General features: G+C 55.0%; 14 protein-coding genes. 9 read left to right on the top strand and 5 right to left on the bottom strand.

Annotated elements, in window-relative coordinates:
- The first annotated feature begins 3 nt into the window (after positions 1–3).
- Positions 4–966 (top strand): ATP-grasp fold amidoligase family protein, encoded by a 963-nt coding sequence (locus HHI26_RS15170; RefSeq protein ID WP_133842650.1) that lies wholly within the window; start codon positions 4–6, stop codon positions 964–966.
- A gap of 58 nt (positions 967–1,024) precedes the next feature.
- Here HHI26_RS15170 and HHI26_RS15165 read toward each other — a convergent pair whose 3' ends face one another.
- The gene (locus tag HHI26_RS15165; protein ID WP_133842648.1) at positions 1,025–1,306 is read right to left on the bottom strand and encodes a YjcB family protein; all 282 of its coding nucleotides are present in this window, start codon (positions 1,304–1,306) and stop codon (positions 1,025–1,027) included.
- Positions 1,307–2,118: 812 nt separating this feature from the next.
- Between HHI26_RS15165 and HHI26_RS15160 the strand changes: the two genes are divergently transcribed.
- Positions 2,119–3,423 carry a diguanylate cyclase gene (locus HHI26_RS15160; RefSeq protein ID WP_171149307.1) on the top strand — a complete coding sequence of 435 codons (1,305 nt, stop codon included), beginning with the start codon at positions 2,119–2,121 and terminating at the stop codon, positions 3,421–3,423.
- A gap of 5 nt (positions 3,424–3,428) precedes the next feature.
- Here the strand turns inward: HHI26_RS15160 and soxS are convergent, their stop codons facing one another.
- Entirely contained in the window at positions 3,429–3,854 is a 426-nt protein-coding gene (gene soxS, locus HHI26_RS15155; protein WP_171149306.1) for a superoxide response transcriptional regulator SoxS, read from the bottom strand.
- Positions 3,855–3,946: 92 nt separating this feature from the next.
- On the opposite strand from soxS, the gene soxR reads away from it, so the two are divergent.
- The 4 genes from soxR (at position 3,947) to HHI26_RS15135 (ending at position 8,735) form a co-directional block, all read left to right on the top strand.
- Positions 3,947–4,414, top strand: a complete 468-nt coding sequence (soxR, locus tag HHI26_RS15150; protein ID WP_133842643.1) for a redox-sensitive transcriptional activator SoxR — start codon at positions 3,947–3,949, stop codon at positions 4,412–4,414.
- A gap of 26 nt (positions 4,415–4,440) precedes the next feature.
- On the top strand, positions 4,441–5,103 hold the full coding sequence (locus HHI26_RS15145; protein ID WP_159336758.1) for a glutathione S-transferase: 663 nt from the start codon (positions 4,441–4,443) through the stop codon (positions 5,101–5,103).
- Positions 5,104–5,560: 457 nt separating this feature from the next.
- Positions 5,561–6,910 (top strand): NCS2 family permease, encoded by a 1,350-nt coding sequence (locus HHI26_RS15140; RefSeq protein WP_133842641.1) that lies wholly within the window; start codon positions 5,561–5,563, stop codon positions 6,908–6,910.
- 175 nt (positions 6,911–7,085) lie between these two features.
- Positions 7,086–8,735: a Na+/H+ antiporter gene (locus tag HHI26_RS15135; RefSeq protein ID WP_133842640.1), complete on the top strand. Its 1,650-nt coding sequence runs from the start codon at positions 7,086–7,088 to the stop codon at positions 8,733–8,735.
- 465 nt (positions 8,736–9,200) lie between these two features.
- Here HHI26_RS15135 and HHI26_RS15130 read toward each other — a convergent pair whose 3' ends face one another.
- Positions 9,201–10,103: a LysR family transcriptional regulator gene (locus HHI26_RS15130; protein WP_133842639.1), complete on the bottom strand. Its 903-nt coding sequence runs from the start codon at positions 10,101–10,103 to the stop codon at positions 9,201–9,203.
- Between the two features lie 107 nt (positions 10,104–10,210).
- Here HHI26_RS15130 and HHI26_RS15125 point away from each other — a divergent pair, with 107 nt between their 5' ends.
- The 3 genes from HHI26_RS15125 (at position 10,211) to HHI26_RS15115 (ending at position 12,016) form a co-directional block, all read left to right on the top strand.
- Entirely contained in the window at positions 10,211–10,639 is a 429-nt protein-coding gene (locus HHI26_RS15125) for a CidA/LrgA family protein (RefSeq protein WP_171149305.1), read from the top strand.
- Positions 10,632–11,330, top strand: coding sequence for an LrgB family protein (locus tag HHI26_RS15120; RefSeq protein ID WP_171149304.1), 699 nt, complete (start codon positions 10,632–10,634; stop codon positions 11,328–11,330). The genes HHI26_RS15125 and HHI26_RS15120 overlap by 8 nt, the downstream gene beginning before the upstream one ends.
- A 140-nt stretch (positions 11,331–11,470) precedes the next feature.
- Entirely contained in the window at positions 11,471–12,016 is a 546-nt protein-coding gene (locus HHI26_RS15115) for a YfaZ family outer membrane protein (RefSeq protein WP_133842636.1), read from the top strand.
- 361 nt (positions 12,017–12,377) lie between these two features.
- Here the strand turns inward: HHI26_RS15115 and actP are convergent, their stop codons facing one another.
- Together actP and HHI26_RS15105 are read right to left on the bottom strand one after the other, a co-directional pair.
- Positions 12,378–14,036, bottom strand: coding sequence for a cation/acetate symporter ActP (gene actP / locus HHI26_RS15110; protein WP_133842635.1), 1,659 nt, complete (start codon positions 14,034–14,036; stop codon positions 12,378–12,380).
- Positions 14,033–14,344 (bottom strand): DUF485 domain-containing protein, encoded by a 312-nt coding sequence (locus HHI26_RS15105; RefSeq protein WP_133842634.1) that lies wholly within the window; start codon positions 14,342–14,344, stop codon positions 14,033–14,035. Before HHI26_RS15105 ends, actP begins: the two co-directional genes overlap by 4 nt.
- Positions 14,345–14,424 lie beyond the last annotated feature (80 nt).

Below are 14,424 nucleotides of genomic sequence, written 5' to 3'. Positions count from 1 at the left end.
ATCATGTTGAAGCTCAAAGCAGAGTTGAGAAAGGGTTTTGTTTACCTGCTCAAGAAAATGCCTTGGTCTTACCAGGATAAAATTTATTACTTTCAGAAATTCAAACGTATTCCCAATATCCGGGAACCCAAGTTGTTCAATGAGAAGATTCTGTATCGTAAATATGTCACTGGTGACCATGTGCGCTATGCCAATTTGTCTGATAAATTACTGGTCAGAGAATATATTGCCGACACTATCGGGGAAGATTATCTGATTCCGCTGATTCATCAGACCGATGACCCGATTTCGTTACTGAGTTTGCCGTCCCTGAAAAACACGGTGATCAAGCCGAATCACGGCTCAGGCATGGTGGAAATTGTGCTGGAAGAACCCGATTGCATCCAGAAACAACTGCTGATCAAGCGCTGCGATGAATGGTTGCATAAGGACTTCTCGCACCACGCGCGTGAGATTCACTACCGCTACATTAAGCCCTGCATTCTGGTTGAACAGTACGTTGGTGATGGCAAGTTTGCCGCCGTTGACTACAAGTTTCATATGTTCAACAAGAAAGATGGCAACTTCGAGTACGTATTGCAGGTGATTTACAACCGGGTGGGCAGTGCTGCGTTGTCGATGAGCTTCTACGTCAACAACCTGAAGCAGAGCTTTTATAAAATCCGGGATACCGGTTTTGACATCAGTGCAGACAGCGAGACGCTGGAACGTGCGCTGGAACTGAGTAAGACGCTGGCAACGGATTTCGACTATGTGCGTGTTGATTGGTACATCCATGAAGGACATATCTACTTCGGTGAGCTGACGTTTACGCCAGGCGCAGGTATGGTGACCGGACTGGAAAATGGTCTGAATCAGATCATGGGGGATATGTGGTTGCAGGATCGTAAAACGGCAGCGTTGCCGGAAGTCAAAGCGTCAAGCGATGTCCCTTTGCCGACCTCGGCGGTGCTAAAAAAGATATAAAAAGTGACAAATAACCTTCTGCCCGGTGAGTCAGGTCAGCTCTCCGGGCAGATGTCGCTTACGGCATCGGCCAGTCGGGAGGTGTGCGGCTCATCACTTCGACAAATACATCCTTGGTTATCGTCCAGAAGTTATGCAGATTATCCATGCTCAACGTAATGCCCAGCAGCCCGGTGACAAACCAGCATGACATACCGATACCAATACCGGTAAACGCGAACGCCATCACGTTGCGGCTGGCTTTGCGGCACTGCACATTAAAGGTGCTGGCAAGGAACATCATCACTGCACTGAGCAGCTCCCATCTCATGAGAATAACGCTGGTGGTAATCGTAGCCATATTGAAAACTCCGGGGTGATCGGTCCTGACAAACGGGATGCAACATCACCCGGAACGGAACGGGAGCTGCCAGGCTTGCTCCTTTCCGGTCTGACGCTCTGGTCATGTAAGTGTGACGGCGATCACATTATATCACCCGTTTTTCAAAACTGAACAAAATTTATACCTGGTATGGTAGTTTTTTTCGGTCAATCCAGGTGGGTTTACACTGACTCGCCAGGAGGGCAGGTGATAAATATATTATCGCTGATATCGAAAAATACAGATTAATCCGTATGCATAATATTATTTCTATGCCATGTGACCGATCTTTTTTCTGACCTTTTGTGCCATCGAATATCTAATTTAACTTAGGGTAAGATTAATTCTAATTGCGTATTGTTACGTGCTGTGATAACCCATTTTATCTGCAATTATTGAATGTATTTTTAAGTAAAAGTTGTTTTATATCATGATGTTATTTTATGGCCTCTCCGTTAAATCTAAGTCAAATCAAACGGTTTAAGATGAATCTTACGCTATTTGAAGTTGTACAGACTATCGATGATCTGTAGGATTTTGCCAAACATTTCTCCCTGTTTATTATTTCCCGGAATTAATCCAGGGAGGGTTTTCTATTCCCGTAAATCATGCCCAAAAAACATTAACTAATAATACATCTGCAAACAGCAGAAAATAATAAAGGAGCCTGCGTGTCGTCTATTGGTCACTCCTGGCTTTCGGGTCTTTCACATCAAACATGATCGTGACGGGCAAATCACCCGTGTGGATGCCGGGCACGTTGTCCGCTGAACGGCGGAGGGGGAGTAAGCATGAAGATCAGGCAAAACGAGGCGGTGACAGTGGCGCGTGAATTACCGACCATGCGCCAGTCATTTCAACGCATTCATCTGGTGATTATCGTGGTGTCGCTGCTGTTCAGCGGGTTGTCGCTTTCTGCGCTGTCGATGTATGTGCTGCGCAGCTATGCGGAAAACAATATCCAGCTGGTCGCGGCCAGCGTTAGTTACAGCGCCCGGACAGCGGTGCTACAGAACGATTCAGCAACCGCAGAGAGTATTCTGCGTGACATGGGGACGCGTACGGAGTTTGCGGTCGGGCGCGTATATCGTGCTGATCAGCAGCTGCTGGCCCAATGGCAGGCACCGGGCGGCGAAGATCCCCGCGGCGCCGGTGCCGTTGTGGCTCGCTGGCTGTTCCCTCAGCCGGTGAGCGCACCCGTGATGCATAATAATCAGGAAGTCGGCCGGGTGTGGATCAGCGGTGATGCCTCACGCGTTCTACATTATCTGGGGCAGGCGCTGCTGTGGCTGGGCGGCAGTCTGTTGATTACCGCCATGCTGGCGATCTACCTGGCGCGGCGGATGCATGCCGGCATTTTACAGGGGCTGCAAAATATTGCCTCCGTCGCACATGATGTGCGCAAACGGCGTGCTTTCTCCCTGCGCGTACCGTCGTCCTCGATTGCCGAGCTGGATAAACTGAGCGGTGATTTCAACAGCCTGCTCGATGAGCTGGACCAGTGGCAGCGGCATCTGACCAGTGAGAATGACTCGCTGACACACCAGACGCTGCATGACACGTTGACCGGGCTGCCTAACCGTAAAGCCTTTGAGCAACATTTACAGGCGCTGATGGACGACCCGGAAACCCGCCAGCAGGCCAGTGTGCTGTTTATCGACGGTGACCGTTTTAAGCAGGTGAATGACTGCTACGGTCACGCCGCCGGCGATCATGTGCTGATGGTCACAGCCCAGCGTCTGCGTGAGCGCCTGCGTAAAGGCGATCTGGTGGCACGCCTGGGCGGCGATGAGTTTGCTGTGGTGCTATCGACGGTCGAACGGGAGGAGCAGGTGGCTCAGGTGGCGCGCGATATTATTGAAGCAATGCAGCCGCCCATCGTGCTGCCGGAAGGCGCGCGGGTGGTGCAGTCGTTAAGCGTGGGTGTGGCGCTGGCAAAAAACCACAGCTCCCCGGAAGCACTGATTGCGCAGGCTGATGCGGCGATGTATCACATTAAAGAGCTGGGCGGCGGCTGGTACTTATCACCGTCTTACTGGGGGCAGGAAACACAAGGCTTGCCACCGCAGGTGGCGGTGGCAACGGGTCGTCATTAGCCGCGTTAGCCGCAGGTCGGGCAGGATTTTTCACTGACCCGCTGGCTGAAGCTGCTGGTGGCATAGTCGCTACAGTCGAATGTCCAGCTGCTGCGCTTCAGGGATGCATGGCGCATGGTGTGACGATAGGCGGTTGGTGTCTGCGAGAACTGGCGGCGAAACACGCGTGAAAACGTCTGTTGGGAGTCATAACCGTACTGCATGGCAATATCGAACACCGGACGTTGCGTCAGGCGCAGCGCTTCGGCGGCCAGCGTCAGACGGCGTTCACGAATGTATCCACCCAGCGTCTGTTTCGTCACGGAACGGAACATACGCTGCAAATGCCACTTCGAATAGCCTGATTTTGCCGCCACTTCATCAATCGACAGAGTCTTTTCCAGATTGTTGTCGATCCAGTCAGTCAGGGTGCTGATGATGTCGTCATGCATACACTTTTTCTCCCAGGTCTCTGCGTCAATAGGTCGCGAACTCAATGGAGGCTGAGTATAATTCCTCAAGTTAACTTGAGGTAAAGCGCTAAATGAAAAAAAGTATGAGTAACGCCAGCAAGCGCGAACTAACCCCCGGCGATGTGGCACGGCGTTGCGGTGTGGCGGTTTCGACGCTTCATTTTTATGAAAGCAAAGGATTAATTAGCAGTTTCCGCAACCCCGGAAATCAACGGCGCTACACGCGTGATGTGCTGAGGCGTGTGGCGGTGATCAAGATTGCCCAGCGTATCGGCATCCCACTTGCGACTATCAGCGACAGCCTGATGCAGTATTCCCCGGGCAAGCGCATGACGACAAAAGAGTGGGCGGTGCTGTCGCAACAGTGGCGTGACGAACTGGACAGACGCATTGAAACGTTGACGCACCTGCGCGACGATCTGGACGGCTGCATCGGCTGTGGTTGTTTGTCGATGGAAGACTGCCCGCTGCGTAACCCGAACGACCGCCTGAGCGAGCAGGGCACTGGGGCGATACTGTTGGATGTGAAGAGCGTTTGACTATACTCAGGCTTTAAGGAGCGAATATGATCACCGTACACCATCTGAATAATTCGCGATCGCAGCGCGTGCTGTGGTTGCTGGAAGAGTTGAACGTGCCCTATCAGATCAAACGTTATCAGCGTGAAGCGAGCATGCTGGCACCTGAGGCCCTGAAAAAAGTCCATCCGCTAGGTAAATCTCCGGTAATTACCGATGGCAATCGTGTGGTGGCCGAATCCGGCGCGATCCTGGAGTATCTGGAAGCGCAGTATGACGCTGAAGGTCTGCTGAAACTTTTCGATGAAGAAGAGGTGATTCAGTCGCGCTACTGGCTGCACTATGCGGAAGGGTCACTGATGCCGCTGCTGGTAATGAAACTGATTTTTAGCCGGATGGGCAAAGCCCCGGTGCCCTGGCTGTTACGTCCCATCGGCAGCGCCTTTGGTCAAGGGGTTCAGAAGGGCTACCTCGACCCGCAGATCACCACCCATCGCCAGTTCATCGAACAGCATCTTGCCCAAAATGAATGGTTCGCCGGTAGCCGCTTCAGTATTGCGGATGTGCAGATGAGTTTTCCGCTGCAGGCGCTCACCGCGCGCGGTGGCGCGGCCGACAGCCCGGCGATTCAGGCCTGGTTGCAGAAGGTGCAAAGCCGTGCTGCCTGGCAGCGTGCGCTACAACAGGGCGGTGAGGTCCGTCTCGACTGAATGCTTTTCTTTTCTTGAGTGACAAACGTTTCAACTCGCAACCGTCGGCAGGCCGTCATAAGAAAGCGCTATTAGAGTGCGCACGGCACTGCCGTTACCCTCATAAGCGTTGATAGCAGACGTGTGTGCAAATCAATAATTATGCAAATTTATGCGTGAAGAAGTGTTGAAAATGCACCATTAAACACAGGATAATCGTTTGCGCAGGAATACTCGTCATACTTCAAGCCGCAGATGCGTTGGCGTTGCCCGCCTGCGACGCGAATGATATCGAGTATCAGCACAGCAATTAGGCGGTTTTTTGCGTGGAATAGTAAACGTTTGCCTTTATCCGGTCTGCGCCTCGCCCTGAGGTTTTTGTACCGCGTATATTGCGCCAGGGATGCAAACGTCGACTACCGCTGGGAAACAGGGGTACCACGCAGCGATAACTCATAAGAAATCTCAGGGGATTACGATGTCAGCTCCTTCTCAACCGGCCAGCGGCTCTTTAGACGCCTGGTTCAAAATTTCTGCGCGCGGTAGTAGCGTCCGTCAGGAAATCCTGGCCGGTCTTACGACCTTCCTGGCGATGGTCTATTCCGTGATTGTGGTGCCCTCGATGCTGGGCAAAGCAGGTTTCCCGCCGACGGCGGTCTTTGTGGCGACCTGCCTGGTGGCCGGTTTTGGTTCACTGCTGATGGGGTTGTGGGCCAATCTGCCGCTGGCGATTGGCTGCGCGATCTCGCTGACGGCATTCACCGCCTTTAGCCTGGTGCTGGGCCAGCAGATCAGCGTACCGGTTGCGCTGGGTGCGGTGTTCCTGATGGGCGTCCTGTTTACCCTGATCTCTGCAACCGGCATTCGAGCCTGGATATTGCGTAACCTGCCGATGGGCGTGGCGCACGGCACGGGCGTGGGCATCGGCCTGTTCCTGCTGCTGATTGCCGCTGACGGTGTGGGCCTGGTGGTGAAAAACCCGGGGCCTGGCCTGCCGGTTGCGTTGGGTCACTTCCCCTCTTTCCCGGTGGTGATGACGCTGGTCGGGCTGGCGGTGATTTTTGGTCTGGAGAAGCTGCGTGTGCCTGGTGGCATCCTGCTGACGATTATTGCCATCTCGGTGCTTGGCCTGATCTTCGACCCGGCGGTGACCTATCAGGGGTTGTTCGCGATGCCAAGCCTGAGCGATGCGCAGGGTAACTCGCTGGTGTTTAGCCTGGATATCCTTGGGGCATTAAAACCGGCGGTGCTGCCAAGCGTGTTGGCGCTGGTGATGACGGCGGTATTTGATGCCACCGGCACCATCCGTGCAGTCGCCGGGCAGGCGAACCTGCTGGATAAAGACAACCAGATTATCAATGGCGGCAAGGCCCTGACGACGGACTCACTGAGCAGCATTTTCTCAGGTCTGGTCGGTGCGGCCCCGGCAGCCGTTTACATTGAGTCGGCAGCCGGAACGGCAGCAGGCGGTAAAACGGGTCTGACAGCCATCGTGGTCGGTGTGCTGTTCCTGATGATCCTGTTCCTGTCGCCGCTGGCGTACCTGGTTCCGGGTTATGCCACCGCACCTGCGCTGATGTATGTCGGCCTGCTGATGTTAAGCAACGTGTCCAAAATCGATTTCAGTGATTTTGTTGATGCAATGTCTGGCCTGCTGGCAGCCGTCTTTATCGTTCTGACCTGTAACATCGTTACCGGTATTATGCTCGGTTTCGGTTCACTGGTGATTGGCCGTATCTTTGCCGGTGAATGGCGCAAGCTGAATGTGGGCACCGTGCTTATTGCGGTAGCGCTGGTCGCTTTCTATGCCTGCGGTTGGGCGATATAATTCTGTTTCGGGGCCGGGATCGCTGGCCCCACCTTAAGATGACACTGATTTTCCCTTCCTAACGCACATCCTGTTTTTCATCGTCTCCCTAATTTGCTTTACTATCTACCAGGGTATTCGCTATCAATGTCTGCCTGTGTTTAAAGCCTATCGGAAGACGTATAAAAAGGATCGCATGGAAATTTTCTTTACCATTCTCATTTTGACGCTGGTTGTGTCGCTGTCAGGCGTCGCCGCGCGTATTATTCCCTTTCAAATTCCTTTGCCTCTGGTGCAAATCGCTATGGGCGCGTTGCTCGCCTGGCCAACGTTTGGTCTGCATGTCGATTTTGATCCGGAGCTGTTTTTAGTGCTGTTTATCCCACCGCTGCTGTTTGCTGACGGCTGGAAAACCCCGACCAGTGAGTTTCTGCGCCACGGGCGCGAGATCCTTGGCCTGGCGCTGGTGCTGGTGCTGATTACCGTTGTCGGGATTGGCTACCTGATTTACTGGCTGGTGCCGGGTATTCCGCTGCTGTCTGCCTTTGCACTGGCGGCCGTGTTGTCACCGACCGATGCCGTGGCGCTCTCCGGTATTGTCGGCGAGGGGCGCATTCCGAAAAAAATTATGGGGATACTGCAAGGCGAAGCGTTGATGAACGACGCATCCGGCCTGGTGTCGCTGAAGTTCGCCGTCGCCGTGGCGATGGGCACGATGGTGTTTACCGTGTCCGGGGCCTCGCTGGAATTCGCCAAAGTGGCGATAGGTGGCCTGCTGGCAGGTATCGCGATCTGCTGGTTATACGGTAAATCACTGCGCCTGTTCAGCCGCTGGAGTGGCGATGATCCGGCCACGCAGACCGTGCTGCTGCTGCTGCTGCCGTTTGCGTCTTATCTGATTGCCGAACATATCGGTGTGTCCGGCATTCTTGCGGCGGTTGCCGCCGGGATGACCATTTCACGCTCCGGGATTATCCGTCAGGCGCCGCTGGCTATGCGCCTGCGTGCTAACAGCGTCTGGCAGATGCTGGAATTCGTGTTTAACGGCATGGTCTTCCTGATGCTGGGCCTGCAACTGCCAGGCATTCTGGAAATCTCCGTGCGTCAGGCGGATGCTGACCCGAATGTTGAGCTGTGGGTGCTGTTTGCCTCGGTGGTGCTGATCTATATGGCGTTGATGGTCGTGCGTTTTGGCTGGCTGTGGACCATGCGCTTTATCAGCCGTACGGCGTTAAAAAAACGTCCGATGGAGTTTTCCAGCTACTCGACGCGTGAGCTGCTGATTGCTTCCTTCGCCGGGGTACGCGGCGCGATTACCCTGGCCGGTGTGTTGTCGATTCCGCTGTTGCTGAGTAACGGAAATGATTTCCCGGCGCGTTATGAGCTGGTGTTCCTGGCGACCGGGGTGATCCTGTTCTCGCTGTTGGTGGGGGTGGTCATGCTGCCGCTGCTGCTGCGAGGCGTTGAAGGGATCGATAAAGCGGGCCACCGCCGTGAGCTACAGATGGCGCGCGCGACGATGGCGAGTGTTGCCATCGACAGTCTACATAAGATGGAAGAACGTCTGATGGTCGACACGGAAGAGAACATCGACCCCGAGCTGTTGAAAGAAGTCAGTTCAAGGGTGATGGGCAATCTGCGTCGTCGTGTGGATGGCAAAGAGGATATGGAACGTGCGCTGTTTGCCGAAAACCTTGAGCGACGTTTCCGTCTGAGCGCTCTGCGTTCTGAGCGCGCGGAGTTGTATCACCTGCGAGCCACGCAGCAAATCAGTAATGAGACGATGCAGAAGCTGTTGCACGATCTCGACCTGCTGGAAACGCTGTTGATCGAGAAAGAGGAATAACTGCGCATCGGCGGTCCCGTGCGTTTGTGGGTCGGGCATGCCCGACCCCTACGATAATCCGACGGTGTCTATTTCGTGTGGTTTTGGTGGGTCGGGCATGCCCGACCCCTACGATAATCCGACATTGTCTATTTCGTGTGTTTTTGGTGGGCCGGGCATGCCCGACCTCTACGATAATCCGCGGTGTCTATTTCGTGTGGTTTTGGTGGGCGGGCATGCCCGACCCCTACGATAATCCGACGGTGTCTATTTCGTGTGTTTTTGGTGGGCGGGCATGCCCGACCCCTACGATAATCCGACGGTGTCTATTTCGTGTGTTTTTGGTGGGCCGGGCATGCCCGGTCCCCTACGATAATCCGACGGTGTCTATTTCGTGTGTTTTTGGTGGGCGGGCATGCCCGACCCCTACGATAATCCGGCATTGTAAATTGCGTGTAGGGGCGAGGCATGCCTCGCCCGGCGGGTTTACAATGAAATGCGCGGTGTTTCGCCCGGCCAGAACTCGCGACAGCAGGTAATCCATGCCTGTGCGCTGCGCGACAGATAGCTCCCCTCGCGCCAGATTAATCCCAGATTCCACACCAGATCCGACTCCAGCGGCAGCCACAGAAGCTGGCTTTTATCCAGACGCTGACAGATAGGCTCCGGCAGAATCGCCACGCCCATACCCGCCTGCACCATCGCGGCCAGAAAATCCCACTGCCCGCTGCGCACCGCAATCTGCGGAGTAAAACCACTGGCCTGAAACGCCCGCATCAGCTGGCGATTAAGGGAAAATTCTTCGTTATAGATCAGGATCGGGTGCCCGGCCAGCTCACTGATCGGCATATGGCTGCGGCGCAACCAGGCCTCGGTACGGGGCACCAGCACGCACAGCGGGTGGCTCATCAGTGACAGCGAATTCAGCGGCAAATCATCAGCGACCGGCAGGGCGGTCATGGCAATATCCAGACTGCCGGACAGCACGGCCTGCTGCACGGTCAGGCCGCCAAACTCAGATATTTTCAGCTCCACGCCCGGATAACGCTGACGAAATGCGGAGATCGAACCCGCAATTTGCATCCCCACCATCGGGGGAATACCCAGGCGCAGCTCGCCGGTTTTCAGCTCGTTGATATCGCTGATCTCCGCTTCCAGCTGTTTAAACTCTTGCAGGATAGTCACGCCGCGCTGGTACACCGCCTGCCCGGTATCCGTCAGATGCAGTTTACGCCCCTCACGGATCAATAAGGTGCAGCCCAGCTCATCCTCCAGCTGGCGCAACATCTTGCTAATGGTCGGCTGTGTGACGTAGAGCTGTTCGGCAGCACGGGTGAAGCTTTGCTGACGAACCACTTCCACAAAGTAGCGCAGGGCGCGAACGTCCATAATCATTCCTGTCTGGCATAGTTGGGATAATATTAAGTCATTTTTTTCACCCTTTGTTACCGCTTTATACTCTTTCCTATAAAAACATTCACAAAGGGGAAAACAGCATGGCATTGGCACTTCGTCCACAGGGTTCTGCCTGGCTGCATCGGGTTCAGGTTCCGCTACAGGTGGCGCTTTATGTCGGGCTGTTTTTAATCTCAGAACAGCTGGTGAGCTGGCTGCATTTACCCCTTCCCGCCAACATCGTTGGGATGTTGTTGCTGTTGTCGATGATTATGCTGCGCGTAATGCCGCTGGGGTGGGTCAAAGCCGGTGCCAGCTGGCTGCTGGCTGAAATGCTGTTGTTCTTTGTTCCGGCCGTTGTCGCGGTGGTTAACTATGGCGATCTGTTGCGCCTTGAGGGCTGGCGAATTCTGCTGGTGATTGGTGTCAGTACGCTGCTGGTGCTGGGCGCCACCTCGCTGGTGGTGGATCGCGTGTATCGCTTCGAGCTGTGGCTGGCGGCGCGTAAACAGGGGAAGGGCGATGAATGATTTTATCCTCAGCGTGTTATGTCTGTTGGCCACACTGGCCGTCTACTTCTGCAATAAACGGCTGTATCGCCGCTGGCACCGCCTGCTGCTGATGCCCCTGGTGATGACACCGATGGTGCTGGTGGCGCTGCTGGTGGTGGCCCATATCTCCTGGCAGGACTACATCAGTGAAAGCCGCTGGCTCTTGTGGCTGCTTGGCCCGGCCACACTGGCGTTTGCTGTACCGGTGTATGAGAACGTGGCGATCATTCGTCGTCACTGGATGTCGCTCAGTGCCGGGGTGATCACCGCCACGGCGGTAGCGGTATGCAGTTCAGTGTGGCTGGCGCAGATGCTGGCGTTGCCGGAGAGCATTCAGCGCAGCCTGGCAGTGCGTTCCATCACCACGCCGTTTGCGCTTGCGGCAGCGAAACAGCTGGGCGGGCAGCCGGATCTGGTGGCGTTGTTTGTGGTGATCACCGGGGTGTTTGGCATGGCGGTGGGTGACCTGTTGTTCCTGCGTCTGGCCATCAAACAAGGCCTGGCGCGAGGGGCCGGATTCGGTGCGGCATCTCACGGCGCCGGGACGGCACGCGCGTATGAGCTGGGTCAGCAAGAGGGCGTGGTTTCAAGCTTAGTGATGATGTTATCCGGTGTCGTTACCGTGGTGATAGCGCCTGCTATCGGGCATGTCATGTGGGCGGTTGGCTAACAGGACTGGATTCAGTGCGTTTGTAAGGTTACTCAAATTCAACGTGATTAGTTTGTTTCTCATATAATTTCAGGGGCGGTTGGTTTACTCTGCAAGCCCGCCGCATCATGGCGTGAGTAAAAATTAATCAGGAGAATAAAATGAAAAGAGTGGCAATGACAACCGGCGCACTGGCGCTGCTGGCGCTGGCAGGCTCTGCTCAGGCTATCGAAGGTGGCGTGAGTGTGGGTAAGGATTACACTGATGTTCACGTTGGCCTGGGGACAACAACCCCTGGTTTTGCGCTTTCCGGTGACTGGCTGCGCAGCGATCATGATGGCAATGTAGAGAGCCTGGGTCTGGGTTACAACGTCGCGATTGGCGATGTGTTCCTGTCTCCGACCGTTAAAGCGCTGTCGACTAACCCGAAAGACACGAAAGATGGCTACGCGATTGCCATTGGTGGCGGCGTGAAAGTCCCTGTGACCAAAATGTTTAACGTGTACGGTGAGTATTTCTACTCTCCTGATTCGTTTTCCAGCCACATCGATAACTACCAGGAAGCATCTGCAGGCGTGAGCTTCCAGCCAATCTCTCTGGTGGATGTGAGCGTGGGTTACAAGTATATGACGCTGAACGGCAAAGATGGCCGTAAAGATAATGTCGTTGCTGATGGTCCATACGTGGGCGCCGCACTGCACTTCTAACGCCCTGCCACCCTGTTTGATACGGACGAGGCGTGCCTCGCCCCTACGGTGATGATACATATACCCGTAGGGGTCGAGCATGCCCGATCCGTTTGACACAGGCGAGGCGTGCCTCGCCCCTACGGCGATGGTAGATATACCCGTAGGGGGCGGGCATGCCCGATCCGTTTGACACAGGCGAGGCGTGCCTCGCCTCTACGGTGATGATACATATACCCGTAGGGGTCGGGCATGCCCGATCCGTTTGACACAGGCGAGGCGTGTCTCGCCCCTACGGTGATGGTACATATACCCGTAGGGGTCGGGCATGCCCGACCCGTTTGACATAGGCGAGGCGTGCCTCGCCCGTACGGGTTCCGTGTTAATGCCCTTTCCCACCCTCAATCCCGACACCTGTTTGCGATCGCACAAACTGCGCCTGGAAGCGTTGACGCTCTTCCGCACCCGATGCCGAGTTGTCGGTCACCGAGAACAGCCACGTACCGATAAATGCTGCCAGCATGGAGAACAGCGCCGGATACTCATACGGGAACACGGCTTTGGCATGTCCCAGCACCTGCACCCACACCGTCGGGCCGAGGATCATCAGCAGCACCGCCGTCAGCAGACCCAGCCAACCGCCAATCATTGCCCCGCGCGTGGTCAGTTTCGACCAGTACATCGACAGCAAAATAATCGGGAAGTTACAGCTGGCCGCAATCGAGAACGCCAGCCCGACCATAAACGCAATATTCTGTTTCTCAAACATAATGCCCAGCAGGATCGCCACAATCCCCAGCAGCACCACGGTGATCTTCGACACCCGCAGCTCATCACGTTCGCTCGCCTGGCCCTTACGGAACACGCTTGCATACAAATCGTGTGACACCGCCGAGGCGCCGGCCAGCGTCAGACCCGCGACCACCGCCAGAATGGTGGCGAAGGCCACAGCAGAGATAAAGCCTAAGAACAGACTGCCGCCCACCGCGTCGGCCAAATGCACCGCCGCCATATTATTGCCGCCAATCAGTGCCCCGGTCGCATCCTTAAACGCCGGATTAGCCCCGACCAGCAGAATGGCACCAAACCCGATAATAAAGGTCAGGAAGTAGAAATAACCCATAAAGCCGGTGGCCCAGAACACGCTCTTACGTGCTTCACGCGCATCGCTTACGGTAAAGAAGCGCATCAAAATATGCGGCAACCCGGCGGTACCAAACATCAGGCCCAGTCCGAGTGACAGCGCCGATATCGGGTCATGCACCAGCCCGCCTGGGCTCATAATGGCGATGCCTTTCGGGTGCACCTTCATCGCTTCGGTAAACAGCGTATTGAAGCTGAAGCCAACGGTTTTCATCACCATAATCGCCATAAAGCTGGCGCCGAACAGCAGCAGCACGGCTTTAATAATCTGCACCCAGGTAGTGGCCAGCATGCCGCCAAACAGCACGTACATCACCATCAGGATCCCGACCAACACCACTGCCACATGGTAGTCCAGGCCAAACAGCAGCTGGATAAGCTTGCCTGCCCCCACCATTTGCGCAATCAGATACAGCGCCACCACCACCAGAGAACCGCAGGCGGAGAGGGTGCGGATTGGCTTCTGCTTAAGACGATAAGAGGCCACATCTGCAAAGGTATAGCGGCCGAGGTTACGCAGGCGTTCGGCAATCAGGAACAGAATGATCGGCCAGCCCACCAGGAAACCAAGCGAGTAAATCAGCCCGTCATAACCGGAGGTGTACACCAGCGCGGAAATTCCGAGGAATGAGGCGGCAGACATAAAGTCCCCGGCCATCGCCAGACCGTTCTGGAAGCCGGTGATATTGCCGCCTGCCGTGTAGTAGTCGCTGCGTGAACGGGTGCGTTTGGAGGCCCAGTAAGTGATCCCCAGCGTAAAAGCGACGAAAATCAGGAACATGATAATCGCTTCGACGTTAGTCGGCTGGCGCTCTACCGCGCCGCTGATAGCATCGGCGGCCAGTACACCACACGGCAACAGTGCCGCCAGCGCAAAGAACAGATGGCGTGATTTCATCCTTTCACCTCATTCAGCAGTTCGCGGGTCAGACGGTCGAACTCGCCATTAGCACGCCAGACGTAAACTCCGGTCAGCAGAAAAGAAATCACAATTAAGCCCACGCCAATCGGAATACCGCGCGTCACGTTGGTCCCTTCATAAAGCGGCGTACCGAGCCAGCCAGGGGCAAAAGCAATCAGCAAAATAAACCCGACATACAGCACTAACATAATCACGGACAGTAGGGTGGCAAAGCTCTGGCGTTTTCTCACCAGCTCTTTAAATTTCGCACTTCGTTCTATTCTTTCGTAGAGGACATTGCTCATTGTAATATCTCCAGAGACAGGGTTATTCCTTTGATCCTTGAAGCATTAACGTCAAGATCGGGGGAATATATTTTTTTTAT

Source organism: Erwinia sp. JH02, assembly GCF_013074405.1.
Taxonomy (GTDB): domain Bacteria; phylum Pseudomonadota; class Gammaproteobacteria; order Enterobacterales; family Enterobacteriaceae; genus Erwinia; species Erwinia rhapontici.
The sequence above is the reverse complement of the archived record's forward strand: the minus strand, read 5'-3'. Positions and strand labels throughout refer to the sequence as shown.